Annotated in this window: 23 protein-coding genes; 11 read left to right on the top strand and 12 right to left on the bottom strand. The window is 67.6% G+C overall.

The features are described 5' to 3' along the window. Nucleotides 1-25: 25 nt before the first annotated feature. On the bottom strand, nucleotides 26-979 hold the full coding sequence (locus QXZ94_RS04280; RefSeq protein ID WP_315719374.1) for a lipid kinase: 954 nt from the start codon (nucleotides 977-979) through the stop codon (nucleotides 26-28). Nucleotides 980-1,567: 588 nt separating this feature from the next. Here QXZ94_RS04280 and QXZ94_RS04275 point away from each other — a divergent pair. From QXZ94_RS04275 to QXZ94_RS04250, 6 genes are all read left to right on the top strand, one after another. After that, a complete protein-coding gene (locus tag QXZ94_RS04275; RefSeq protein ID WP_315719373.1) occupies nucleotides 1,568-2,545 on the top strand; it encodes a TerC family protein in 978 nt (325 codons plus the stop codon). Nucleotides 2,546-2,563: 18 nt separating this feature from the next. Further along, nucleotides 2,564-3,517, top strand: coding sequence for an exopolysaccharide biosynthesis protein (locus tag QXZ94_RS04270; RefSeq protein ID WP_315719372.1), 954 nt, complete (start codon nucleotides 2,564-2,566; stop codon nucleotides 3,515-3,517). A gap of 228 nt (nucleotides 3,518-3,745) precedes the next feature. Beyond that, nucleotides 3,746-5,476, top strand: a complete 1,731-nt coding sequence (locus tag QXZ94_RS04265; protein WP_315719371.1) for a CHAD domain-containing protein — start codon at nucleotides 3,746-3,748, stop codon at nucleotides 5,474-5,476. Between the two features lie 82 nt (nucleotides 5,477-5,558). After that, nucleotides 5,559-5,771, top strand: coding sequence for a hypothetical protein (locus QXZ94_RS04260; RefSeq protein ID WP_315719370.1), 213 nt, complete (start codon nucleotides 5,559-5,561; stop codon nucleotides 5,769-5,771). Nucleotides 5,772-5,961: 190 nt separating this feature from the next. Then, nucleotides 5,962-7,134, top strand: a complete 1,173-nt coding sequence (locus QXZ94_RS04255) for a M20 aminoacylase family protein (RefSeq protein WP_315719369.1) — start codon at nucleotides 5,962-5,964, stop codon at nucleotides 7,132-7,134. A 307-nt stretch (nucleotides 7,135-7,441) separates the two neighbouring features. Beyond that, nucleotides 7,442-8,347, top strand: coding sequence for a DMT family transporter (locus tag QXZ94_RS04250; protein WP_315719368.1), 906 nt, complete (start codon nucleotides 7,442-7,444; stop codon nucleotides 8,345-8,347). A 352-nt stretch (nucleotides 8,348-8,699) separates the two neighbouring features. Here QXZ94_RS04250 and QXZ94_RS04245 read toward each other — a convergent pair whose 3' ends face one another. The 3 genes from QXZ94_RS04245 to QXZ94_RS04235 form a co-directional block, all read right to left on the bottom strand. Continuing rightward, nucleotides 8,700-9,713 (bottom strand): NAD(P)-dependent alcohol dehydrogenase, encoded by a 1,014-nt coding sequence (locus QXZ94_RS04245; RefSeq protein ID WP_315719367.1) that lies wholly within the window; start codon nucleotides 9,711-9,713, stop codon nucleotides 8,700-8,702. 136 nt (nucleotides 9,714-9,849) lie between these two features. Beyond that, nucleotides 9,850-9,984, bottom strand: a complete 135-nt coding sequence (locus QXZ94_RS04240; protein WP_315719366.1) for a hypothetical protein — start codon at nucleotides 9,982-9,984, stop codon at nucleotides 9,850-9,852. Nucleotides 9,985-10,189: 205 nt separating this feature from the next. Continuing rightward, nucleotides 10,190-11,119 carry a sensor histidine kinase gene (locus QXZ94_RS04235; RefSeq protein WP_315719365.1) on the bottom strand — a complete coding sequence of 310 codons (930 nt, stop codon included), beginning with the start codon at nucleotides 11,117-11,119 and terminating at the stop codon, nucleotides 10,190-10,192. 449 nt (nucleotides 11,120-11,568) lie between these two features. On the opposite strand from QXZ94_RS04235, the gene QXZ94_RS04230 reads away from it, so the two are divergent. The 4 genes from QXZ94_RS04230 to QXZ94_RS04215 all read left to right on the top strand — a co-directional run bounded on the left by QXZ94_RS04230 (nucleotide 11,569) and on the right by QXZ94_RS04215 (nucleotide 14,199). Further along, complete coding sequence (locus QXZ94_RS04230; protein ID WP_315726091.1) at nucleotides 11,569-11,982, top strand: hypothetical protein; 414 nt, start codon at nucleotides 11,569-11,571, stop codon at nucleotides 11,980-11,982. 143 nt (nucleotides 11,983-12,125) lie between these two features. Beyond that, a complete protein-coding gene (locus QXZ94_RS04225; protein WP_315719364.1) occupies nucleotides 12,126-12,308 on the top strand; it encodes a hypothetical protein in 183 nt (60 codons plus the stop codon). A 161-nt stretch (nucleotides 12,309-12,469) separates the two neighbouring features. Further along, the gene (locus QXZ94_RS04220; protein ID WP_315726089.1) at nucleotides 12,470-13,006 is read left to right on the top strand and encodes a thermonuclease family protein; all 537 of its coding nucleotides are present in this window, start codon (nucleotides 12,470-12,472) and stop codon (nucleotides 13,004-13,006) included. A gap of 89 nt (nucleotides 13,007-13,095) precedes the next feature. Beyond that, nucleotides 13,096-14,199, top strand: a complete 1,104-nt coding sequence (locus tag QXZ94_RS04215; RefSeq protein WP_315719363.1) for a D-alanine--D-alanine ligase family protein — start codon at nucleotides 13,096-13,098, stop codon at nucleotides 14,197-14,199. Nucleotides 14,200-14,223: 24 nt separating this feature from the next. Here the strand turns inward: QXZ94_RS04215 and QXZ94_RS04210 are convergent, their stop codons facing one another. Genes QXZ94_RS04210 through QXZ94_RS04200 form a run of 3 tightly spaced genes read right to left on the bottom strand, consistent with a single transcriptional unit; the run spans nucleotide 14,224 to nucleotide 18,445 of the window. After that, the gene (locus QXZ94_RS04210) at nucleotides 14,224-15,423 is read right to left on the bottom strand and encodes an efflux RND transporter periplasmic adaptor subunit (RefSeq protein WP_315726087.1); all 1,200 of its coding nucleotides are present in this window, start codon (nucleotides 15,421-15,423) and stop codon (nucleotides 14,224-14,226) included. 2 nt (nucleotides 15,424-15,425) lie between these two features. After that, nucleotides 15,426-17,792: an ABC transporter permease gene (locus QXZ94_RS04205; protein WP_315719362.1), complete on the bottom strand. Its 2,367-nt coding sequence runs from the start codon at nucleotides 17,790-17,792 to the stop codon at nucleotides 15,426-15,428. Beyond that, on the bottom strand, nucleotides 17,786-18,445 hold the full coding sequence (locus QXZ94_RS04200; RefSeq protein ID WP_315726085.1) for an ABC transporter ATP-binding protein: 660 nt from the start codon (nucleotides 18,443-18,445) through the stop codon (nucleotides 17,786-17,788). Before QXZ94_RS04200 ends, QXZ94_RS04205 begins: the two co-directional genes overlap by 7 nt. Nucleotides 18,446-18,991: 546 nt before the next feature. On the opposite strand from QXZ94_RS04200, the gene QXZ94_RS04195 reads away from it, so the two are divergent. Beyond that, nucleotides 18,992-19,207: a hypothetical protein gene (locus QXZ94_RS04195; RefSeq protein WP_315719361.1), complete on the top strand. Its 216-nt coding sequence runs from the start codon at nucleotides 18,992-18,994 to the stop codon at nucleotides 19,205-19,207. Nucleotides 19,208-19,436: 229 nt separating this feature from the next. Here the strand turns inward: QXZ94_RS04195 and QXZ94_RS04190 are convergent, their stop codons facing one another. The 5 genes from QXZ94_RS04190 to QXZ94_RS04170 all read right to left on the bottom strand — a co-directional run bounded on the left by QXZ94_RS04190 (nucleotide 19,437) and on the right by QXZ94_RS04170 (nucleotide 21,750). Beyond that, a complete protein-coding gene (locus tag QXZ94_RS04190; RefSeq protein WP_315726083.1) occupies nucleotides 19,437-19,709 on the bottom strand; it encodes a hypothetical protein in 273 nt (90 codons plus the stop codon). A 20-nt stretch (nucleotides 19,710-19,729) separates the two neighbouring features. Continuing rightward, nucleotides 19,730-20,134 (bottom strand): DUF393 domain-containing protein, encoded by a 405-nt coding sequence (locus QXZ94_RS04185; protein ID WP_315719360.1) that lies wholly within the window; start codon nucleotides 20,132-20,134, stop codon nucleotides 19,730-19,732. 379 nt (nucleotides 20,135-20,513) lie between these two features. Beyond that, nucleotides 20,514-20,927: a GFA family protein gene (locus QXZ94_RS04180; RefSeq protein WP_315719359.1), complete on the bottom strand. Its 414-nt coding sequence runs from the start codon at nucleotides 20,925-20,927 to the stop codon at nucleotides 20,514-20,516. A 17-nt stretch (nucleotides 20,928-20,944) separates the two neighbouring features. Then, nucleotides 20,945-21,424, bottom strand: a complete 480-nt coding sequence (locus QXZ94_RS04175; protein ID WP_315719358.1) for an SRPBCC domain-containing protein — start codon at nucleotides 21,422-21,424, stop codon at nucleotides 20,945-20,947. Beyond that, on the bottom strand, nucleotides 21,421-21,750 hold the full coding sequence (locus tag QXZ94_RS04170) for a metalloregulator ArsR/SmtB family transcription factor (protein ID WP_315719357.1): 330 nt from the start codon (nucleotides 21,748-21,750) through the stop codon (nucleotides 21,421-21,423). Before QXZ94_RS04170 ends, QXZ94_RS04175 begins: the two co-directional genes overlap by 4 nt. Nucleotides 21,751-21,828: the final 78 nt, after the last annotated feature.

Genomic DNA, 21,828 nt, shown 5'->3' with positions numbered 1-21,828 from the left:
ACGTGCCGCGCCTGGCTGCACCGCGTCAGGTCCGGCCCTGCCCCGTGCCCTCGGGGACGAACACCGTGACGGCGCGCGGCAGCACGTTGAAGCGCGCCGGCGTGAAGGTGACGAGCTCGCCATCGGCATTGATCGGGCGCGGACGGCGCGTGCGGATCTCGAACGATGTGTCGCGCGAGGCGCGCACCTCCTGCCACAGGCCGTGCCGGCCCTTGCGGAAATCGTAGGCCATCGCCAGCAGCTTCCAGACGCGGCCGATCTCCAGCGAATAGAGATCGAGATGGGAATCGTCGATCTCCGCGCGGTGATCGACCGCCATTCCGCCGCCATAGTAGCGACCATTGCCGACCGCGATCTGCAGCGTCTTCACACGCACCGCCCCGTCCGACGACACGATCATCGCGCGGAACGGCCGCGCGTTGGCCAGCACCCTGAGCGCCGTGATCGCATAGCCGAGCCGGCCGAACCGCCGTTTCGTCTCCTTCGTCAACTGACGGGCGAGATCGGCGCTGAGCCCCAGGCTTGCAACATTGAAGAAGGGATGCCCGTTGACCTCGCCGAGATCGATCTTGCGACGACAGCCAGCCGCGATCACGTCGACGGCCGCCTCCATGTCGTCCGGCAGCCCCAGCGTACGGGCAAGATCGTTGGCGGTGCCGGCTGGAATGATGCCGAGCGGAAGGCCCGTCTTGACCAGCGCAGGCGCGGCCGCGTTCAGGCTGCCGTCGCCGCCGGCGACGACGACGGCTTCCGCGTCGTCGGCATGGGCCTCGATCCACGGCGCGACCTCGCGCGGACTATGCGGGGCCGAGATCACGAGGTCGTAGCCGGCCGCGCTCAGCCGCGACACGGCGACGCCAGCGGCCTCTCCGCCGGAGCGGCTGCCGCGGTTGATGATCATCAGGAGCCGGCGCGTTGCGACTCCCGGTCGCGATGGCGCCGCCTTCGCGATCAATACCTGGTCACCCCCCGTGGTCACGGCATGCTCCCGTACACAATATACCAGCGCGCACTGGACATCAGGCGCGGGTTCCATACAAAGGTCCGAGCAAGCGTCCGAGTTCCATCACGATCGCCGTTGCCGCGTCGTTGATCCGCCGGCAGTTGCGAGGCGTTCTGGACGTTGTCTCGACGAAAGGGTCCGGCGCCCGGGCCGCAAAGATCGATCGCCGCAAGCGGCGCGTGTGGCTGCATCTCATCAAACTCCCAAGACGGGCTGCCGGCTTCGCTCCGGAGAGCGAAATACCGCCAGCGACATCTGTCACGAAAGAGAGTCCGACATCATAGTCCTGCACGCGAGCCTTGCAGACTATCAGAGGGGCCCGGATCTCCGGCCCTCTGGAATTAGTTCGCGGCCGCACGGCTGCAAGGCAGCAGACACTCTGTCGCACCGGATCGTTCATCTTGCTGAACGTCGGTCGACGACGACCGGCTCTTGAAACCCGATCCGGCGCCACCTATGTGCGCGAGGAGACCCCTGGTCCGGGCCCCTCTGGTGAAGCTGCCGGTGCTTTCACGATGTCGGACCTGACGACATCAATCGCACCGGCGTAAAAGAGGACCCGTCGTGGACTTCCTGTTCATCGCGTTTGCCGGCAAGCCTGTCTGGATGTGGCTTGCCTTTCTCGCAATCGTGCTCGCCCTTCTCATTTTCGATCTCGGTATCCTCCACCGCAAGACGCGCGAAATCTCGGTGCGCGAGAGCTTGGTGATGAGCGCCGTCTACATCGTGCTCGCGCTCGTCTTCGGCGCGTGGGTGTGGTGGCAGCTCGGTAGCGAAGCCGGCACGGCCTATCTGACCGCCTTCACCATCGAGAAGGCGCTGGCGATGGACAACGTCTTCGTCATCGCGATGATCTTCAGCTATTTCGCGATCCCGCGCGCCTATCAGCATCGCGTGCTGTTCTGGGGCATCGTCGGCGTCATCGTGCTGCGCGCGATCATGATCGGCCTCGGCGCCGCCATCGTCGCCCAGGCGAGCTGGATCCTCTATGTCTTCGCACTGTTCCTGGTCGCGACCGGCATCAAGATGCTGGTGTTCAAGGACAAGCCGCACGACATCGGCTCCAACCCCGCTCTGGCCTGGGTGCGCCGTCGCTTCGACGTCACCGAGCAGCTGCATGAGGAACGCTTCTTCGTGCGTCAGAAGAATGCCGAGGGCAAGCTGACCTGGTTCATGACGCCGCTATTCCTGGCGTTGATCCTGATCGAGTTCGCCGACGTCATCTTCGCCGTCGACTCGGTGCCCGCGATCTTCGCGATCTCGACCGACCCGTTCGTGGTCTACACCTCGAACATCTTCGCGATCCTGGGCCTGCGTGCGCTGTACTTTGCGCTTGCCGCGATGGTCGACCGCTTCCAGTATCTGAAGCTGGCGCTGGCCGCGGTGCTGATCTTCATCGGCTCGAAGATCTTCCTGGCCGACCTGCTCGGGCTGGAGAAGTTTCCGCCGGCCATCTCGCTGGGCATCACCTTCGGCCTGCTCGGCGCGGGTATCGCCTACTCGCTGTGGAAGACCCGTCCCGCGGTCGAGCAGATGAAGTGAGAAGCGAGAGGTGATGGCGTGGCGATGAACGATGCCGTATCCAATGATGAGGTCGCATCCGGTCCGCGCCGTCACAATGGCCCGATCAGCCGGCGGCTGCTCGCGATCGCGCGCACGGTGCGGTCGGAGGAGCCGTCGGTCGGCGAGCTGTTCGACCGGCTGGAGTCGGAAGGTCTCGGCCTCACCCTGCTGCTGCTGACGATCCCGGCGCTGATCCCGCTGCCCGGCCCGTTCGGCATGGTGTTCGGCACCTTCGTCGCGCTGGTCGCGCTGCAGATCCTGTTCGGCGCCGAGCGGCTATGGCTGCCCCAGACGATACGGCAGCGGCCGGTGCCGCAGCGGCTGCTGCGCAAGGTGATCCGCGCCGGGCTCGACTGGGCCGGCTACGCCGAGCGCGGCCTGCGCGAGGATCGGCTGGCCTGGCTGACCGGCCGCACCGCGCGGATGCTGCTGGCGCTGCCGCTGCTGCTGATGGCCGTCACCATCATCCTTCCCATTCCCATGGGGAATGTGATGCCCGCGCTGGCGCTGATCGCCGCCTCGATCGGCTTCATGGCAGCCGACGGCCTCGCCGTGCTGGTGTCGATGCTGATTGCGATGGCCGCCGTCGTCTGGACCGCGGTGCTGCTCTACACCGGCGCGGCGGCAGCGGATTATGCCGCCATGCTGCTGGCGCGCCTTGCCGTGCATCTGCGCGCGATGCTGGAGAGCGTCGGCGTCGATCTCGGCTTTGCCGCCGGCGTGTCGACCGTGTTCGCGCTGGCCGCAGGCGTCGCGGCGCTGGCCTTCTGGGTCCAGGCGGTTCGCCATCGGCGCAGCCGGCGCACGTCGTTCGATGCAGTGCAGGATCCGCGCGAGCGCTCGCGTGCCATGGCGCGGCGCAATCGAGGGATGCTGACGGCGGCGAGCCTTGCCACGGCAGCCGCAGCGATCTTTCTCGCCACGCGCTTCATGCTCACGGGCTGGATCTGAAGTTCCAGCTGGAACCCGCTCGCATGTGACACGACGCGCGAGACCGATCTTCACGCGCGCGATCGGTCGCACCTGCCGCACTTGTCATTGAAGCGGCAACAAAAAATGCGACCGATGGGTCGGCGATGCCGAGCGGCATCAGTGTCCTGCGAGAAATGCCACTGTCGCTTGTGATGGGCTGCGGATATACGAGAGATGACTGTCATCAAACGGTTACAGACTCGACAAATGCCCGATTCGAACGCAACGGCGTCGTTGCACGCAAGCGACCGGGCGCTCGGCGCGCCGGCTTCAGGTGAGTCCGCGAGCGGCGACCAAGGCCATGACGACGCGGCGGCGCAGCCAAGCCAGCAGACCACCGCGACCATCGACGAACGAGGCGCCGACGCAGTCACCCCCACGCTTCCTGATCCGGACGCCGGCGCCGGCCATGAGATCGAGCTGAAGCTGCTCGTCGCGCCCGAGCACCTTGCCGGCTTCAACAATGCCCCGATCGTCACCGCGCATGCGCGCAACAAGGGCTCACGCAGGCATCTGACCTCGGTCTACTACGACACGCCGCGGCACACGCTCTGGAAGAACGGCTTCACGCTGCGGGTCCGCCAGAGCGGATCGCGCTTCGTGCAGACCGTGAAGGCGCAGCACAGCGACGATCCGCTCAAGCGCGGCGAATGGGAGGCGAGCGTCGCTTCGCTGGAGCCGGATCTGGCGCTGGCTGCGGCGCTGCTGCCCGAGGATCTGCGCGACGCTCTGACCGATGCGAAGCTGCAGGCGGTGTTCACCGCCGATGTGCATCGCCACGCGCGCCTGCTCGACGTGCCGGGCGCGACGATCGAGATCGCGTTCGACAGCGGCGTCATCAAGGCCGGCGATCACAGCGAAATCGTGAGCGAGATCGAGCTCGAGCTCAAGAGCGGCAACGCGGCGGCGATCTACGACACCGCGCTACGGCTGGCCGAGCATGGCGATATCAGGCCGTCGATCCGCAGCAAATCGGCGCGCGGCTTCGACCTGGCCGCCGGCCGTCCGCCCGGCGCCGACAAGCCGCCACGGCCGAACCTCGATCCCGCCCTCTCGCTCGACGAGGCCTTCGCCACCGTCCTTCGCGGCAGCCTGCATCATCTGTTGCAGGCCCTGCCGGCGGCCGAGGACGGCCGCGATCCGGAAGGCGTGCACCAGCTGCGCGTGGCGCTGCGCCGGCTGCGCGCGGCGCTTCACATCATGCGGCCGCTCGGCACCTCCGCGACACTCGATGGTCTCGAGGCAGATGCGCGCTGGCTGGCGCAGAGCCTCTCTGCCGCCCGCGACCTCGACGTCTTCCTGACCCAGACGCTGCCCGAGATCGCGGATTCCTGCGCGACGGTCGCCGGCTTCGGCACGCTGCGGGAGCTGGCGGAGCGGCAGCGCGACCTCGCTTATCGCAAGCTGCGCATTGCGCTCGCCGACCGCCGCTGCGCCGTCTTCGTGCTCGGGCTCGGCGCCTGGATCGCCACCCGCGGCTGGCGCAACGACGTGTCTCCGGATGAGCTCGCGCGGCTCGCCGGACCCGCGGTCGATTTCGCCGGCCACATCCTATCGGAGCGGCATCATAAGGTGCTCAAGCGGGGCCGCCGCTTCAAGAAGCTGCCGGCCGAGCGCCGCCACCGGCTGCGGCTCGCGCTGAAGAAGCTGCGCTACAGCATCGACTTCCTGCTGCCGCTCTACGGCCGGAGCAAGCCGGCGCGGAGATATGCGAGGTCGCTCGCCGGCCTGCAGGAGCAGCTCGGTTACTACAACGACATGGCGGTCACCGCCGGCGTGATCGATACGCTCGGCACCACCTCCACCGACGCGGCCATGGCTGCCGCCGCGATCACCGGCTGGCATGCGCATGCGATGGCCAGCATCGAGGAGCCGCTGCGCAGAGCGTGGCGCGAGTTCACCAAGACGCCGACACCATGGCAGCCCGAGGAAGCGTGACCGCCATGACCGATGAGGCCGTTCATGCGCCGCATTGATCTGGTTCAAAGCCTCTGCCCGCGCTGTTTGTCAGAATGAGTTTATGAAAATATCCAGCTTGACCTGCCCCCATTGCCACGCCGCCTACGAGGTCGCGGAGTCGACCACCCTCACTGGCGCTCCCGGCCGGACGGATTGCGGCATCTGCGGCACCCCGTTGGCCGTCTGGAACGAGCCGAAGCTGCTGGCCTTCCGCCTGGTGGTGCCGCACGAGCACAAATACCCACGCGTGCCGGTGCCTGCTCCACTTGCCTGACGTGACGTTCCGAAATCCGGAACGTGTCGTGACGATGCGTCGGCGGTGACCGCGCATCACTGCATGGCGCCATGGCGGCGCCTGCCTTGCCTCGCTTTTTGGACCGGGCCATAGTCGCCCGATCGCGCTGGCGCGGCCTCGCCGCGCCTGCCGCAGCGTCACCCATCCAACAGCGAGCAGTTCCTCTCTCATGCCCATCCTCAACAGCATCGCCGCACTGTCGGACGAAATGGCCGCCTGGCGGCACGACTTCCATGAGCATCCCGAGCTGCTCTACGAAGTGCATCGCACCGCCGGCATCGTCGCCGACAAACTCCGCGAGTTCGGCTGCGACGAGGTGGTGACGGGGATCGGCCGCACCGGCGTGGTCGGCGTGATCCGCGGCCGCAAGTCGGCCTCCGGCAAGACCATCGGCCTGCGCGCGGACATGGACGCGCTGCCGATCGAGGAGACCTCGGGCGTGCCCTACGCGTCCAAGACGCCCGGCCTGATGCATGCCTGCGGCCATGACGGCCACACCGCGATGCTGCTGGGCGCGGCGAAATATCTCGCCGAGACGCGCAATTTCGACGGCACCGTGATCGTCATCTTCCAACCCGCCGAAGAAGGCGGCGCCGGCGGCAAGGCGATGGTCGACGACGGCCTGATGACGCGCTGGGGCATCCAGGAGGTCTACGGCATGCACAACATGCCGGGCGTGCCCGAGGGCCATTTCGAGATCTCGCCCGGCGCGATGCTCGCCTCCGCCGATGCGATCCACATCAAGGTCACCGGCAAGGGCGGCCATGGCGGCGCCGGCCCGCACCGGGCGATCGACAGCATCCTGATCGCCTCGCAGATCGTCAACGCGCTGCAATCGATCGTCGCGCGCAACGTCGATCCTTTGAAGTCGGCGGTGATCTCGATCTGCTCGATCCATGGCGGCACCACCTTCAACGTCATCCCCGAGACGGTGGAGATGCTCGGCACCGTGCGCACGCTCGATCCCGAGATCCGCGATCTCGTCGAGAAGCGCATCGTCGAAGTCGCCGAAGCCACCGCCCGCGCCTATGGCGGCACGGCGGAGGCGATCTACGAGCGCAAATATCCCGTCACGATGAACCACCCGGCGCAGGCCGCCTTCGCCGCCGACGTCGCCCGCGAGGTCGCCGGCAACGAACGCGTCAACGATCGCGCCATTCCGCTGATGGGCGGCGAGGACTTCGCCTTCATGCTCGAAGCCCGCCCCGGCGCCTTCGTGTTCCTTGGCATGGGCCCCGGCAACGAGTGCCACCACCCGGCCTACCGCTTCAACGACAACATCCTCAGCGCCGGTGCCTCCTACTGGGTGAAGCTGGTCGAGAAGAGCATGCCGGCGAACTGATCGAGCCGAACAGCGCTTCTCGCGATGAGGTCGTCGCGAGAAGTTCCGCAACACTACAGCCTATAATTGCTGTCGAGCCGCGTTCTGGATTGCTTCGCTCCGCCGCTCCGCTCGCAATGGCGGCTGTGGCGGGCACCGAACGCTCCAAGAGCTCCGTCATCGCGAGCGCAAGCGACGCGATCCAGGGGCTCCGCGCGACCGCCGCAATGGTGCGCGCTTCACGTACCAACGGAACGGTTCGTTTCGCATCGAAACGTCGAGCGCGACGTCCCGGCTAGGAGAAACCATCTCCTGCCCGCGAGGCCACATGCAGCGCCGCTCCGACCTCACCCGAGACCTCGCCCTCCTGGTTCTGCTTTCCACCCTGTGGGGCGCCTCCTACACGTTCATCAAGATCGGCGTCGAGACCATCCCGCCGTTGACCCTGATCGCGGCGCGCACCCTGATTGCGGGGCTGCTGCTCGCAACGATCATCCGCAGCCGCCGCCTCGCATGGCCGCGCGACCCGGCGATCTGGCGCCGCTTCATGATTCAGGCCGGCTTCAACAGCGTCGTTCCGTTCACGCTGATCGCCTGGGCCGAGCGCACCGTCGAAGCGGGCCTTGCCACGATCCTGAACGCGACCTCGCCGATCTTCACCTTCCTGCTGACCGCGCTCGTCACCCGCCACGAACCCGTCACCTCGCGCAAGCTCGCCGGCGTCGCGGCCGGTCTCGTCGGCACCTGCCTCATCGTCGGGGTCGAGGCGCTGCACGGTCTCGGCCGCGAGCTGTGGGCGGAGCTCGCAATCGTCACGGCCACCCTCTGCTATGCCGGCGCTGCGATCATGGGAAAGAGCTTCAAGGGACTCGACCCGATGCTGCCGGCCGCCGGGTCGCTGTTGTCGGGCGCCGTGGTCCTGATCCCCCTCGCCCTCGTCGTCGACCGTCCCTGGACGCTGGCGCCCTCGCCGCGCTCGCTGCTGGCGCTGGCCGCGCTCGCGACGGTCTCGACCGCAGCCGCCATGGTGATCTACTTCCGTCTCCTGCAGACGCTCGGCTCGGTCGGCGCGACCGCGCAATCCTATCTGCGCGTGCCGATCGGTGTTGCGATCGCCGTGGCCGGCCTCGGCGAGCGCCTCGCACCGACGGCCTGGGTGGGCCTCGCCTGCATCGTCCTCGGCGTGGTCGCCATGACGCTGCCGGCGCGTGAGCCGCAGCAGCCGCGCCGCTAAAGCGCGATGAGTTCGGGATGAATCGTCATCGCGCTTTAGGTTGTTGTTTGCGCATGATCTTTTCGGAAAACCGCTGCGCACTTTTCCGGATCATGCTTTAGTCGGATGACGGCGGCCCCACCCTCTCCGCCGTCATTCCGGGGCGGCGCGCAGCGACGAGCCCGGAATCCATAACCACGAGCCGTTGTGTGGCGAAGACAAGCGCCACGGCGATCTCGCGTCACATGGCCTTCCGTGGCTATGGATTCCGGGCTCGCGCTGACGCGCGCCCCGGAATGACGGTGGACACAGTTCCAGCCCGCATAGCGCGGCGACATGCGGAGGCGGTCTCCCGGGTCGACCGGGGCGCGCCTCACCCGATCGCGATCGCCACCTTGCCGAGATGTGCGCCGCCGGCCAGGTAGTGGAAAGCCTCACGCGCCTCAGCAAACGGGAACACGCGATCGACCACCGGCTTCCCTTGATGCAGCGCGAACGCGTTCGCCAGCGCCTGGAGATCGTCGACCGCGCCGACCGTGACGCCCTGCAGCCGCTGCTGCTGCATCACCATCAGCGGCAGGCGCAGCTCCGAAGCCGGTGCGCCGGCGAGCACGCCGATGAAGGCGATGGTGCCGCCGATCTTCGTCGCGCGGATCGACTCGTTGAGCGTGCCGACGCCGCCGACCTCGACCACGAGGTCGACGCCCTGCCCGGTGATCTCGCGGGCCTTCTTGCCCCAGTCCGGCGTTGTCTTGTAGTTCAGCGTGATATCCGCCCCGAGCGAGGTCAGCCGCGCGATCTTGGTCTCGCTCGACGACGTCGCGATCACGCGCGCGCCGGCCATCCTGGCGATCTGCAGCGCGAAGATCGAGACGCCGCCGGTGCCCTGCGTCAGCACGGTCTGACCGGGCTTGATGCCGCCGAGCTTGATCACGGCGCTCCAGGCGGTGACGCCGGCACAAGGCAGGGTCGCGGCCTCGATGTCGGTGAGATGCGCCGGCGTTCGCACCAGCGCCTGCGCGGGAAAGATCCGATACTCGCTCAGGGTGCCGTCGACGGCGCCGCCCAGCGCCGCGCGCATCTTCGCCTCGCTCGGCTCGCCGCCGGTCCAGCTCTCGAAGAAGCTGCCGATGACGCGATCGCCAGTCGCAAGCGCCGCGACGCCCTCACCGACCGCCTCGACCACGCCCGCGCCGTCGGACAACGGCACCAGCGGAAATTTCTGCCGCGAGCCGTAGCCGCCTCTCACCGTGAGCAGGTCGCGATAGTTGATGCTCGCCGCCGTCAGCCGCACCAGCACCTCGCCCGCCCCGGGTCTCGGCACGGGCTTGTCGACCAGCGCCAGCGCATCGATGCCGCCCGGCCCCTGCAGCTCATAGCACTTCATCAGATGTCTCCTGCCCGACACGCGCCGCGTTCTTCGTTGGCCGATGGTGGAGCGTTTCGCGCCAGCGATCAAGCCGAGCAGCGTTCCGCCACGCGGACAACCAACGCAACGTGTTGCGCGCATCGCTCGCATCTGGTCAGGGCGCCGGCAGGTCGGGGCGCGCCAGCCGGTCATCGTCGATCAGGGGGATCACGACGTGATTCAGCACATACTCCGTGCCGACCCAGGTGACGACCATCGCGATCAGCAGCAGTCCGCCCAGCAGCATCATGTCACGTCGATCCATTGACCACATACGCGGCAGCTGTCCGACCGTTTCGCATGTGAGCCATGTCCGACGTGACGCTGCCTCGCAGCGTCGATGAGGACCTGCGCGCACTAGCCGCCTCGTCATTGCCTGCTCGCGCTCGGGTTCCGCAACATCGGGGCGAGCTGATCACGCGAGCGACCGGCAGCGCGACGTCGCGGCGGGCGTCTCACACGCCGGGCTCGAACCGGATCCGGCAGAGCAGCCCCTCATCACGAAAATCCTGCTCGATGCTGCCGCCGATCGCGGCGAGACTCGCGCGGATCATGCGCGTGCCGAAGCCTTCGCCGTGCGGCGGCGCGACCGGACGCGGGTTGAGCTCGCGCCAGCTCACGAGGTTGCGGCCGCCGTCCTGCGCGAGCTGAACCTCGAGCCGTCCGCCATCGCCGCGCAGCGCGCCGTATTTGACGGCGTTGGTCGCAAGCTCGTGAAACACCAGCGCGAGATTGCGCCCGGCCTCCGGCCCCAATGGCACGTCGGTGCCTTCCACGCTCACCGCACCGGAGGCGCGATAGGGCTGCAGCTCGGCCTCGAGCAGCATGCGCAAGGTCATGACGCGCTGGCTCGACCAGGCCAACGTGTTGGCCCGCGCGACCGCGTCGAGCCGCAGCGCGATCGCTTCGCCCTTGTCGCGGTCCTCACCGGACAGGCTCGACCGGACGATCGACTGGAACAAGGCGAGCTGATTGTTGACGCGATGCCTGAGCTCACCCATCAGCAAGTCGCGCGCATGCTCGTTGCGCTTCAGCTCCAGCAGCGCGTTGCGGCACAGATTGGCCGGCCAGATGACGAGGGCCGAGGCGCCCAGGAACGCGACGAGATTGACCGCCTCCGAATGGTCGGGCCGGTCGGTGAAGCCGATCAACACGACGGTGGCCGACAGCCAGGCAGCGAAGACGGCGGCCGGCACCCCGCCGAGCAGCGTCGCAAACAAGACCGAGGGAAAGAACGGCGCGTAGGACAGGGTTGAGCCGGCTGAATCGAGCGCTACGCGACAGCCGGCGCAGATCGCGACGACCACAGCCGTGAGCAGGAACGTGGTCAGCGACCACGTTCTGCGTCGAACGATCCAACTCGAGAAACTCTGACCCGCGCGCACGATTGACCCCGAGAGCAACCTCTATCGCCGAGGGCCTGCTGGAACAAGCTGAAGGAACTGCCGAGTGGCAGCAATATTTTTGGAACCTTTCCAGCGCGGTTGCGTTTAACTGCGCTCTTTTTGCGCCTGGTGGAACTCATCGTGCCGCCGCGTGGACGGCGCGGGCCGCCCGTCACCGTCGGAGCGCCGTAGCTCGAGGCAAACATCTCGCAATCCAACTGCACACGCCGCGTGAGTTGTGTGTGCAAGACGGGCCACGTCGAGACTGTGAATGTGACGCCACGCCACTGACCTCTCGCGCGACGCGCGCGGCACATCGTCGATTCCCGAACGCGCCCGGCGACGGCGGTATCTTGACGCCGCTCGGAAAACACCTTGTATCCGCTCGCGTCGCGCGCGCTAATCCTAGCGGCTTGCCGCTGAGCGCGGCAGCGTCGATCATGGCGATCATGACGACCAAATCGCGCGAGAGACTCTATGGCGCCGGCATCCGCATCGCGCAGGAGCAGGCTGCGCGCGCCCGCAAGCAAGCCGATCGTCTCGCATGCGACGCATGGAACAAGCGCATGCTCGGCTACAAGGGACCGGCGCAGCCGTCACCGCTGCTCGGCGATGCGCTCAACGCGGGCTACTACTATCTCGAAGTGCGCTGCCTCGGCTGCGACACCAATCAGACCGTCGCGCTGGACATCATCAGACGGCCCAAGACGACGCCGATCCACGAGCTCGAACGCTACATGCGCTGCCAGGATTGCTCGCGGCGGCGCGGCCATCCCTACAAGCGCAGCGCGCTGGTGGCGTTGCGCGAGACCAAGATCTCGGCCGCGCATCCGGCGTCGATGTGGTGGCCTGGTGAGCGATAGACGAACGATCCGGACGCGCAGCGACCGATCGCGAACGCCGAAAGGTATTCGAATCTGGCGATGAGCAAATTTTTCAGCAGACGCGGAACAATGCGGAGTCATCGTTGTTTCGAAATCTTGCCGGCGCGGCAGGGAAGCGAAACATGTCAGAGTTGATCACCCAGCCGGACAAGCTGCGGGCGGATGCGGCAGAATGCGCGCTGATCCGGGATCTCGCCACCGATCGTGACAAGCGCGAGCTGTTCGCGCGTCTTGCCGAACATCTGAGCACGCTGGCGGCCGAGGTCGAGCGCGCCGCGCGTGCGGCCAATCTGGGCGAGCGCTGAGGCCTCGACCCGCACCGCTATGACCGCGCATGCGCGTGGCCCGCGGTCGTCGCGCTCGTATCACACAGCCACACAATCGCACGAATAGGCTCTGTTATGTCAGATCGTGCGCAGCGTCCGATTCGCTGCGGCGACACGACAACCTCTTTTCCGCGGATGCCATCTTGCGATCTCGTCTCCCCCACCTCGCCTGCGTCGCGCTGTTGCTCGCGACGGCGTCTCCCGCCTCCGCGCGCGACCTGATCGGCCGCGTCAGCATCGTCGATGGCGATACGCTGGACATCCGCGGCGAGCGCATCCGGCTGTGGGGCGTCGATGCGCCCGAAAGCGCGCAGCTCTGTCGCGGGCGCGACCGCAAGGCATATCGCTGTGGCGCGCTGGCCGCCAACACGCTGGACGCCTTCACACGCGGCAAGACCGCGCGCTGCGCGCCGATCGAAGGCGACCGCTACGGCCGCATCGTCGCGCGCTGCGCGGCCGGGGGTACCGATCTCGGCCAATTCCTGGTGTCGCGCGGGCTCGCGATCGAGGAGCCGCAATATTCTCATGGCGCCTATACGTCCGACCAGCTCGCCGCGCGCCGCGGCAGCCGCGGCATCTGGTCCGGCCGTTTCATCGCGCCGCCGCTCTATCGCAGCTGCATGCATGCCGGCGGCACGACTTCGACGTGCTCGGACGATCCGATGCCCCGGCGCTGACGGCGTCCGCGTGAGGGGCGCAGCCGGAATTGCCACGCGCGGGCCCGGCGCGCTACGGTCTCGCACCGCAAGGCCAGGACCTGATGACGATGACAGAGACGAAAACGCGCGTGGCGATCCTGTTCGGAGGGCGCTCGGCCGAGCACGACGTCTCCCGGGCATCGGCCGCCAACATCTTCCGCTCGCTCGATGCGGGCCGCTACGCCGTCACCCTGATCGGCATCACCCCCGAGGGGCGCTGGGTGCTCGCCGACGCGGCCAATGACGCCACCTCGGCCGCCTTGACCGTGCCGGCGGACGCACCTGCCATCGTGCTGCTGCCCGCCGGCCAGGGCCGCGCGCTGGTCATCGACACCGGCGCCGCCGCGCCGCGCGAACTCACCTTCGACGTGATCTTTCCGGTGCTGCATGGCCCGAATGGCGAGGACGGCACCGTGCAGGGCGCGCTGGAGCTCGCCGATGTCGCCTATGTCGGCGGCCGCGTGCTCGGCTCGGCCGTGGCGATGGACAAGGACGCCGCCAAGCGGCTGCTGCGCGATGCCGGCCTGCCGATCGTGCCATTCGTCACCATGACGGCGGCCGTGCCGGTGAGCTACGACGACGCCGTTCGCGCCGTCGGCTCGTCCGAGCTGTTCGTCAAGCCGGCCAATCTCGGCTCCTCCGTCGGCATCTCCAAGGCGCGCAACGCGGCCGAGTTCGATGCCGCCTGCAAGCTCGCGCTGCGCTTCGACCGCAAGATCCTGATCGAGCGCTGCATCGCGCCGGTGCGCGAGATCGAATGCGCCGTGCTGGAGCACGCGGACGGCGAGGTCAAAGCCTCGGAGCTCGGGGAGATCGTGCCGGCGAACAGCCACGGCTTCTACTCCTACGAGGCGAAATACACCGACGCCTCCGGCGCCTCGTTGCACGTCCCGGCCCAGGTCGAGCCGGCTCTGGCCGCACGCATCCGCAAGATGGCCGTCGAGGTGTTCGGCGTGCTCTGCTGCGAGAGTCTCGCGCGTGTCGACTTCTTCGTCAGGGGCGAGGAGGTCTACGTCAACGAGGTGAACACCCTGCCCGGCTTCACCAACATCAGCATGTACCCGAAGATGTGGGAGGCCACCGGCCTGCCCCAGCCGGCGCTGATGGACGAACTGATCGCGCACGCACTGGCGCGGCACGCAAAGCTGCGGCAGCTGGCATCGCAGCGCTGAGGACGCTTCCGCGGGTATCGCAGATCAGCGTGCCTCAACCTTCACGCCGTCAGCGACGCGGTCACTGGGATAGATGATCACGACATCGCCGCCGGCGACGCCCTCGGCCACGGCCGCGAAGCGGCCGGAGCGGCGGATGATCCGCACTTTGCGCAGCTCGACACGGCCGTCCTTCAGCACGAACACCGACCAGTCGTCGCCGCGCCTGAACAGCGCGCCGGTCGGCACGATGGTCGCATCGTCCTGCGTGAAGACCACGATCTGCGCGTCGAGCTGATAGGCATCGCCGAGCCGCTGCCATTGCTCGGCCGGCGAGACGATGTCGATCAGCACGTTGACGCGCTGCTCCTCAACGCCGAGCGTGGAGATCTTGGTGAAGGCCGCCGGCTCGACGCGGCGAACCCGGCCCGACAGGCGCCCCGCCCCGCCCCAGCGATCGATCGTGACGTCGGCGCCGGGACGGATCTCCACCGCATCGGTGCTGAGCACGTCCACGACCACTTCGAGATCGCGGGGATCGCCGAGCTCGAGCAGTGGCGATCCCGGCTGCACCATCGTCTCGCTTTCCTGGATCAATTTCAGCACGAGCCCGCCGACAGGGGCCGTCACGTTCCAGCTGCCGGCCGGCACTTCGGCATCGGTGCTGCTGCCGTAGCGCGCCAGCATCGCGCGGAGCTGATCGAGCTCGTGCCCGGCGCCATGGTCGACATATTCGGCCGCGCGCAGATCCCGCTCGGCGATCCGCATCGCAAGCTCGGCGCGCTCCTTGGCTTGCGCCGACGCCGCCCCGCTCGCGGCCAGCGCCGTGGTGCGTGCCAGGTCGGCACTCGCCTGCGCGCTCTGCGCCTGCGCCCGCGCCACCACCGCTTTGGCGCGCTCGACATTCGCTTCGGCCGCGCCGAGCCGCTCCTCCACCTCGCGGCGCGCGCGCGGATCGAGCAGCGGCGCCGGCGCCGGCATGATGGTGGCGATCAATTCGTCGGCCTTGACCTGGTCGCCGGCCTTGAAGCGGATGCGTCCGAGACGGCCGGCGAGCGGCGCGGCCACGACATAGCGCTGGCGCACCCGCGTCTTGCCGTCGTCATCGACGGTCGCCACGAACCGCCCTTTGGTGACGACAGCCGTCTCCACCGGCACCGGGCTCGGCATCATCATCCAGGCCACGACCGCGGCGACCGCGAGACCAGCTGACACGATGACGAGACGGCGCAACACGGGACGCATGCTCATTCCCTGGTCTTGAGGGCGGCGACCAGATCGAGCCGGTCGACCCGCCTGCGGACGATGATGGCGCTGATCGCGGCGCTGGCCAAGACCACCGCGGTCGCGATCAGATAGGTGCGCGGCGCGATCACGCCGGGGATCTGGAAGCTCTCGTTCGAATGCAGCCGCGCGATCAGCGCGATGATGCCGCGCGACAGCAGCAGGCCGAGCGGAATCCCGACTGCGATCTCCAGCGCGAATTCGCCGAACAGGATGCCCGCGACCTCGCCGCGGCTGAAGCCGAGCACGCGCAGGCTGGCGAGCTCCCACGCCCGCTCCTGCAGGCTGATGCGGGCGCTGTTGTAGACCACGCCGACGGTGATGATCGCAGCGAAGCCAGTGAGGATGCCCGCAGTGACGAACACGAGGCCCGCAATCTTGTCCATGAAGGAAGCGACGGCATAGGCCTTCATCGAGACGGACTCGATCATCGGCAGGCTCTTGAACCGCGTGCCGAGGGCGGCCAGCGCCGCCGGGTCGACATGCAGGCTGGCGGCCGAGATCACCGCGCCTTCGCCGGTGAAGCGGTTGAGCGTGTCGATGTCCATGTAGGATGCCATCCCGATCGCCTCGTCGACGATGGCGCTGACCGGCACGTCGCGCCGCCGCCGCCGGCCCTCCATCGCCTCGACGGTGACGAGGTCGCCGGCGCCGAGCGCCAGCCGCTCGGCGAGCCGCCGCGTCAAGGTGATGCCGTCGGGCGCCGCCACGATCGGACGGCGCGCGGCATCATGCGGCCGGCGCAATTCGTCCGCCGCCGCGAGGCCGATCACCGAGGTCAAATAGCTGCGGTGGCCGGCGCGCAGCCGCACCGGCACGATACGCTGGCCCTCGGCCAGGAGAACGCCCGGCTGCCGCGCCAGATCGCGCAATACGCCACGATCCACGGGATGCGGAAAGGTGATGGTGGCGTTGCCGCGCTCGACGAGATTGAACTGGAGCTCGATCATCTCGCCGATCGCATCGCGCCAGAAGATCCCGAGCACCATCATCGGTACCGCGAAAGCGATCCCGACGACGGTGAAAAGCGAGCGGAATGGCCGCCCTGCAACATTGCGCAGCATCATCATCCGCCGCGCGTGCCGCGCGCCGCCGGGCATCATCAGCTCGATCCAGGAGCGACGGAAGCCCAGCGGCATCGCCGGCCGCATCGCCTCCGCCGGCGCGAGGCCAACCACGGCCCGCAGCGCCGTGATCACGCCCAGCGAGCCGGCCGCGGCGCTGATCGCGATGCCCGCCAGGATCGCCCAGGGCGCAAGCCGGAACGGCAGCTCCGGCAGGCGGAAGAAGCCGTGATAGCTCGCGATCATCGCCTGTCCGAAGCCGAAGCCGCCAGCGATGCCGAGCAGCGAGCCGATCAGCACGATCACCAGCATCAGCGCGAGATAATGCAGCATCAGCGCCGCGGTCGGAAACCCCAGCGCCTTCAGCGCCGCGATCTGCTCGCGCTGCGCCGCGACCAGCCGCCCGAGCGCGCTGTTGAGCAGGAAGGCGGCGACGCCGAAGAAGATGATGGGGATGGTGATCGACATCACCTTCTGCTGGTTGAGCTCGTCCTCGAGAAACCGGTTCGACGGCTGGTCGCGCCGCGCGATCGCACCGATCGAGCCGTACGGCTCGAGCAGCCGGTCGAGTTCCGCGATGACGGATTGCGCATCGGCCCCCGGCGCCAGCGCGACCGCCGCGTCGTTGAACGCGCCCTTCATGTCGAAGGCGGCCTCGGCCGCGCTGCGGTCGACCCACAGGATGGCGTAGAGGCGATCGTCCGGGATCGGCAATCCCGGCCGCACGGCGTAGACATATTCCGAGGACAGCGCGATGCCGGAGACCCGGAACGCCTGCAGCCGGCCGTTGAGCAGCACGCGGATTTCGTCACCCGGCTTCACCCCGTTGGCCTCGGCAAAGGCCTCGTTGACGGCGGCGCTGCGCGCATCACCCGGCCCGGGCGCCGTGCCGCGGCGCAGATGCAGCCGGGCCAGCGGCTCGTCGCCGGCGCGGCTGAGCGAGACGAGGCGCGCCGACACCGGCTGCGACGCGGCCGGCGCGTCGACGATGACCTCGCGCACGATGCGCGGCTCGACCGCGATGGTCCCATCGATGGCGTTGAGCCGCGCGACCAGCGCCAGCGGCGCGCGCTTCAAGGTGACGAAGACCTGCGGAAACCGCGCCTGCGCATAGAACTGCTCGCAGCCGTCGCGCAGCGATTGATAGGTCGAGATCGAGCCGACGAACACGGCGACCCCCGCGGCCACCAGCAGCGCGATCGTGATCACCTGCCCGCGCATGGCGCCGACGTCGCGCCAGAGCTTGCGGTTGAGCAGGCTCACCACGTCACCTCCTCGGCCGAGAGCCGCCGCGGATTGCGCGTCTCGCCGACGATGCGGCCACCGCCGAGCCGCAGCACGCGGTCGGCCATGCCGGCGATCGCCGCATTGTGGGTGATGACGATGGTGGTGGTGCCGAGCCGTTGATTGGCGCGCGCGATCGCAGCCAGCACGACCTTGCCGGTCTCGTAGTCGAGCGCGCCAGTCGGCTCGTCGCACAAGAGCACATCGGGCGCCTTGACGATGGCGCGCGCCACTGCGACCCGCTGCTGCTCGCCGCCAGACAATTGCGAGGGAAAGTGGTCGATCCGCTTCTCGAGGCCGACGAGCTTCAACACCTCCAGCGGGTCGAGCGGCCGGTCGGCGATCTCGGTGACCAGCTGGACGTTCTCGAGCACGGTCAGGCTCGGGATCAGATTATAGAACTGGAACACGAAGCCGACATGCTCGCGCCGGTAGCGCGTGAGCTCGGCGTCATCGGCGCCAACCAGCTGATGATCGCGCCACTGCGCATCGCCAGACGTCGGACTGTCGAGCCCGCCCAGGATGTTCAGCAAGGTCGACTTGCCGGAGCCGGAGGGGCCGAGCAGCACCACGAACTCGCCCTCGTAAATGTCGAGATCGACGTCACGCAACGCATGCACCTCGACCTCGCCCATGCGATAGGTCTTGGAGAGCTTGCGTGCGCGAAACACCGGGGCGGTGCCCGGATGCTCGGCAGCATTCGCCTCGTTGATGGTAGTCGGACTCGTCAAACCGTTGTTCCTGCCGTGGCAGCACGCGTCGCACGTTCCAGTCCCGTTCCCGTGACACCGGACGGCGCCCCGACCATCGGTCAGCAGCCGCCCGCGTCAGTTGATGCAGGTCAAGCACGAGACATCCCCAGCGCCTGAACTCACACCGGTTCATGTCCATTCGACGGCTGCGATCACGTCGATCAGCACGCCGCCGAGGCAGCGCTGCCAAGAAGGGACGCCACCAGCATGTCTCCGAGGATGTGCAAAGCCAGCCGCCCTCGTCAGCCCGCGCTGATCGCGGCGGCTCGGCCGCCCGGACGGAGGGGCACCGCGGACGCTCGGACACAGCCAAGCGCTGCGCGCGGTGAGCGACACGACAGCCGTCATGCGGATCCCCACCCGATCCGACATATGCCCGCCATACGCCCGGGCTACCAATTGATGGACATAGCCTTGACGAGGAGCAACATGGCCGACAACGACCTCGAAATCTTCCTGACCGCGCGCAACGTGCTGGTCGAGCTGCGCCTGAATCTGGCCAAGGCCGTTGCGGCCGGCTACAAGAAGGGCGACACCGAAACTGCGGTGAAGAGCCTCGTCGAGGTCCAGCAGGCCATCGACGTGATCGACCACGCCAGCGAGGAGCTGGAGGAGCTCGACGAGGCCGAGCACGACGAGGACTGACGCGCCGGGCGCGGCTAGGCCGCGCCATCGCGTCACAACCAGCTCGTCATGGCGCCCTGCCCACCATCTCACTGCCGCGCCTGCCGCCCGACGGTGGGCACACGCCGCTGGCGGCGGCGCTTTGCCCACGCTACGCAACGACCGACGAACAGCTCACGATTGTCTGTCGGCTGCGGCCTTATCGTCATAACGCGTCGGAAGGCCGATCGCCGCGCACAGCGAGGGTTCGTCACATCACGGTCGCGACCTCATAGATCAGCACAGCCGCCCCGAGGCAGCGCCGCCAGGGATTGGCGCCGCGCGCGAGCTCATCGATCGCCCAGACGACCAGACTGGCTTTGACCAGGCAATCGAGATTGGCGCCCATTCGCCCTTGTGGGTGCCAGATCCAGCCAACCACGCTTCCCACCAGCACGATCCACAGCGCCGGGTTCGGCATCTGCGCGATGGTGATCTCGCCGGTTTCGCGATTGCGGAAGAACCAATCGATCAAGCGCGACATCTCACCGCCAGCATCCCCGGTCACGCTCCGCGTCCCTCCTGCTTCTCACGCTGCAGGATACGCCCGAGACTGCGCGAGATGAACGGTCGCACTGGAAGGAACAGCCGGTAGCCGAGCTCCAGGACGGTCAGCGCGCCCGGGAGGGACGCCACCCGCGCCGCCCAGCGCCAGCGCGGCAGGCGGCGCCATACCTCGACGAAGGCGGCGGCGCCCGAGAGCAGCCGCCCATCACTGGCGCGCACGTGAAACCGCGCCATCGCCTGCCCTTGAGTCAGGCCCTCCGGTGTCTCAGCACCCCGTTTGGAGACGTCGACGAAACACAGCGCGCCGGCCTGATCGGTGCGGCTGTAGTAGCCGATCTCCGCCCGGCACAGCGGGCAGGAGCCGTCGAAATAGACGGTCGATTGTGCAGGCTCTGGCGCCATGCGGATCTCCAAGACACCGGCTTCGGTCCCGGAGCTTAAACGTCCGCGCGAGGGTCTTGGGTCTGTGGCTCGTTGAATTTCATTGGGAGGAAGGATTCGGCAAAGTCAGGTCCGTCGCATAGAAGAATGAGCCCATCGCGGCAGGAACCACGGCCAATTTGTTACTCCGTCATGCCCGGGCTTGTCCCGCCTGCGCGGCCGAAGCCGCTTCGGCGCGGCGAAGGCCCGGGCATCCACGTCCATCGGAGTGCGCCGAACGACGTGGATGGCCGGGACAAGCCCGGCCATGACGACGTGGAAGCAGTCTGGTCCGACAGATCAAACGTCATGCGCGACAGGACTGCGGCGATAATCCAGACCTGTCACCGCAGCACCCCACTCACCGCGGCGGCATCTTGTCGAAGGTCGGCAGCGCCGGGTCGAGATGATCCCACGGATAGCCTGCCGCGGTCCAGGAGACCAGTTGCGGTTTGTACTGGCCGGGATCATCCAGGCTTGCCGGCGTGACGATGAAGACATCGGGCATCGCCGGAAACGTCATGTGCATCGACGAGCCGCAGGTCGGGCAGAACGCGCGCCGCTTCACAGTGCCGCCGTCGCCGGTCGTCTGCCAGTGCGACACCTCGCCGTCGACCTTCACCTCCGCCGCGACGAAGGTGAGGTGCGACTGATGCCCGGTGCCGCTGTCGCGCTGGCATTGCCGGCATTGGCAGTCCAGCATCACCGCGGGCTCCCCCTTGATCTCATAGCGCACCGCGCCGCAGGCGCAGCCGCCGGCATAGACGTTTGTCATGTGAGCTCTCCGTTGCTTCAATGCGGCCGCTGCAACGATGTCTCGTCGGTGACGAGCTGATCGAGCTTCTTGACCACCGTCTTCCAGCCCTCGCCCATCTTGCGATACGCGGTCTCGTTGGCGGGAAGCACGAAGCCGGAATGGACGAGGCGCAGGCGCGTGCCGCTCGCCGCTTGGGCAAGGCTGAAGGTGACTACGGTTTCCAATGGCGCGCCGTAGCCGACATTGCCCGCGTGACCGCCCTTCCAGGCGTAGGACAGCCGCTCGTTCGGCACGACCTCCAGCACCTCGCAATGAATGGTGCCGTCCCATTCGCCGGCCGGCCTGGTCTGGAAGGTGAAGCGCGTTCCTACCTTGGCCTCGAACCCCGTGGGCGCCATCAGCCACCGGCCGATCAGTTCGCCATTGGTCAGCACCTTCCAGATGACATCAGGCGCATGCGGGAAGATCTCCTCCACCACGATGGCCTGGGTGTCCGGCTTCACGTTTTGATTCATGGGTCGATGTCCTTCAGCAGTTTCCTCAGATCGGCGAAGCGGTCGCGCCAGAACGCGCCGTAATGGCTCATCCAGTCGGCCAGCGGCGCGAGGCCGCGCGGCTCGGCGCGGTAGTAGACCTTGCGCCCCTCGGGCCGCTCACAGACCAGACCGGCCTGCTTCAGGGCCTTCAGATGCTGCGAGATGGCGCCCTGCGTGACGGAGCTGCCGCGGGTCAGCTCGACCACGGTGATCTCGTCGGCGTCGACGATGCGCTCGAACACCGCCCGGCGGGTCGGGTCGGCCAAGGCGCGCATGACGGTGGTGATGGTTTCGGTTTCGACCATGCCGAAACAGTAGCCATCACTAATTCATTAGTCAAGACTAATATTATTCAGATGCTGCCGTTGGTCGAAGCGGAGCAG

Origin of the sequence: Bradyrhizobium sp. SZCCHNS2022 (assembly GCF_032377575.1) — a bacterium.
Lineage (GTDB): Bacteria > Pseudomonadota > Alphaproteobacteria > Rhizobiales > Xanthobacteraceae > Bradyrhizobium > Bradyrhizobium aeschynomenes.
Note: the sequence above shows the minus strand (reverse complement) of the source record. Positions and strands in the feature narration are given on the sequence as shown.

What these genes read in the sequence shown, in the direction of transcription:
- QXZ94_RS04265 (WP_315719371.1), top strand. Translation starts at nt 3,746, where the DNA reads ATGCCCGATTCGAACGCAACGGCGTCGTTGCACGCAAGCGACCGGGCG.
- QXZ94_RS04260 (WP_315719370.1), top strand. Translation starts at nt 5,559, where the DNA reads ATGAAAATATCCAGCTTGACCTGCCCCCATTGCCACGCCGCCTACGAG.
- QXZ94_RS04255 (WP_315719369.1), top strand. Translation starts at nt 5,962, where the DNA reads ATGCCCATCCTCAACAGCATCGCCGCACTGTCGGACGAAATGGCCGCC.
- QXZ94_RS04250 (WP_315719368.1), top strand. Translation starts at nt 7,442, where the DNA reads ATGCAGCGCCGCTCCGACCTCACCCGAGACCTCGCCCTCCTGGTTCTG.
- QXZ94_RS04245 (WP_315719367.1), bottom strand. Translation starts at nt 9,713, where the DNA reads ATGAAGTGCTATGAGCTGCAGGGGCCGGGCGGCATCGATGCGCTGGCG.
- QXZ94_RS04240 (WP_315719366.1), bottom strand. Translation starts at nt 9,984, where the DNA reads ATGATGCTGCTGGGCGGACTGCTGCTGATCGCGATGGTCGTCACCTGG.
- QXZ94_RS04230 (WP_315726091.1), top strand. Translation starts at nt 11,569, where the DNA reads ATGACGACCAAATCGCGCGAGAGACTCTATGGCGCCGGCATCCGCATC.
- QXZ94_RS04225 (WP_315719364.1), top strand. Translation starts at nt 12,126, where the DNA reads ATGTCAGAGTTGATCACCCAGCCGGACAAGCTGCGGGCGGATGCGGCA.
- QXZ94_RS04215 (WP_315719363.1), top strand. Translation starts at nt 13,096, where the DNA reads ATGACAGAGACGAAAACGCGCGTGGCGATCCTGTTCGGAGGGCGCTCG.
- QXZ94_RS04210 (WP_315726087.1), bottom strand. Translation starts at nt 15,423, where the DNA reads ATGCGTCCCGTGTTGCGCCGTCTCGTCATCGTGTCAGCTGGTCTCGCG.
- QXZ94_RS04200 (WP_315726085.1), bottom strand. Translation starts at nt 18,445, where the DNA reads ATGGGCGAGGTCGAGGTGCATGCGTTGCGTGACGTCGATCTCGACATT.
- QXZ94_RS04195 (WP_315719361.1), top strand. Translation starts at nt 18,992, where the DNA reads ATGGCCGACAACGACCTCGAAATCTTCCTGACCGCGCGCAACGTGCTG.
- QXZ94_RS04190 (WP_315726083.1), bottom strand. Translation starts at nt 19,709, where the DNA reads ATGTCGCGCTTGATCGATTGGTTCTTCCGCAATCGCGAAACCGGCGAG.
- QXZ94_RS04185 (WP_315719360.1), bottom strand. Translation starts at nt 20,134, where the DNA reads ATGGCGCCAGAGCCTGCACAATCGACCGTCTATTTCGACGGCTCCTGC.
- QXZ94_RS04180 (WP_315719359.1), bottom strand. Translation starts at nt 20,927, where the DNA reads ATGACAAACGTCTATGCCGGCGGCTGCGCCTGCGGCGCGGTGCGCTAT.
- QXZ94_RS04175 (WP_315719358.1), bottom strand. Translation starts at nt 21,424, where the DNA reads ATGAATCAAAACGTGAAGCCGGACACCCAGGCCATCGTGGTGGAGGAG.
- QXZ94_RS04170 (WP_315719357.1), bottom strand. Translation starts at nt 21,750, where the DNA reads ATGGTCGAAACCGAAACCATCACCACCGTCATGCGCGCCTTGGCCGAC.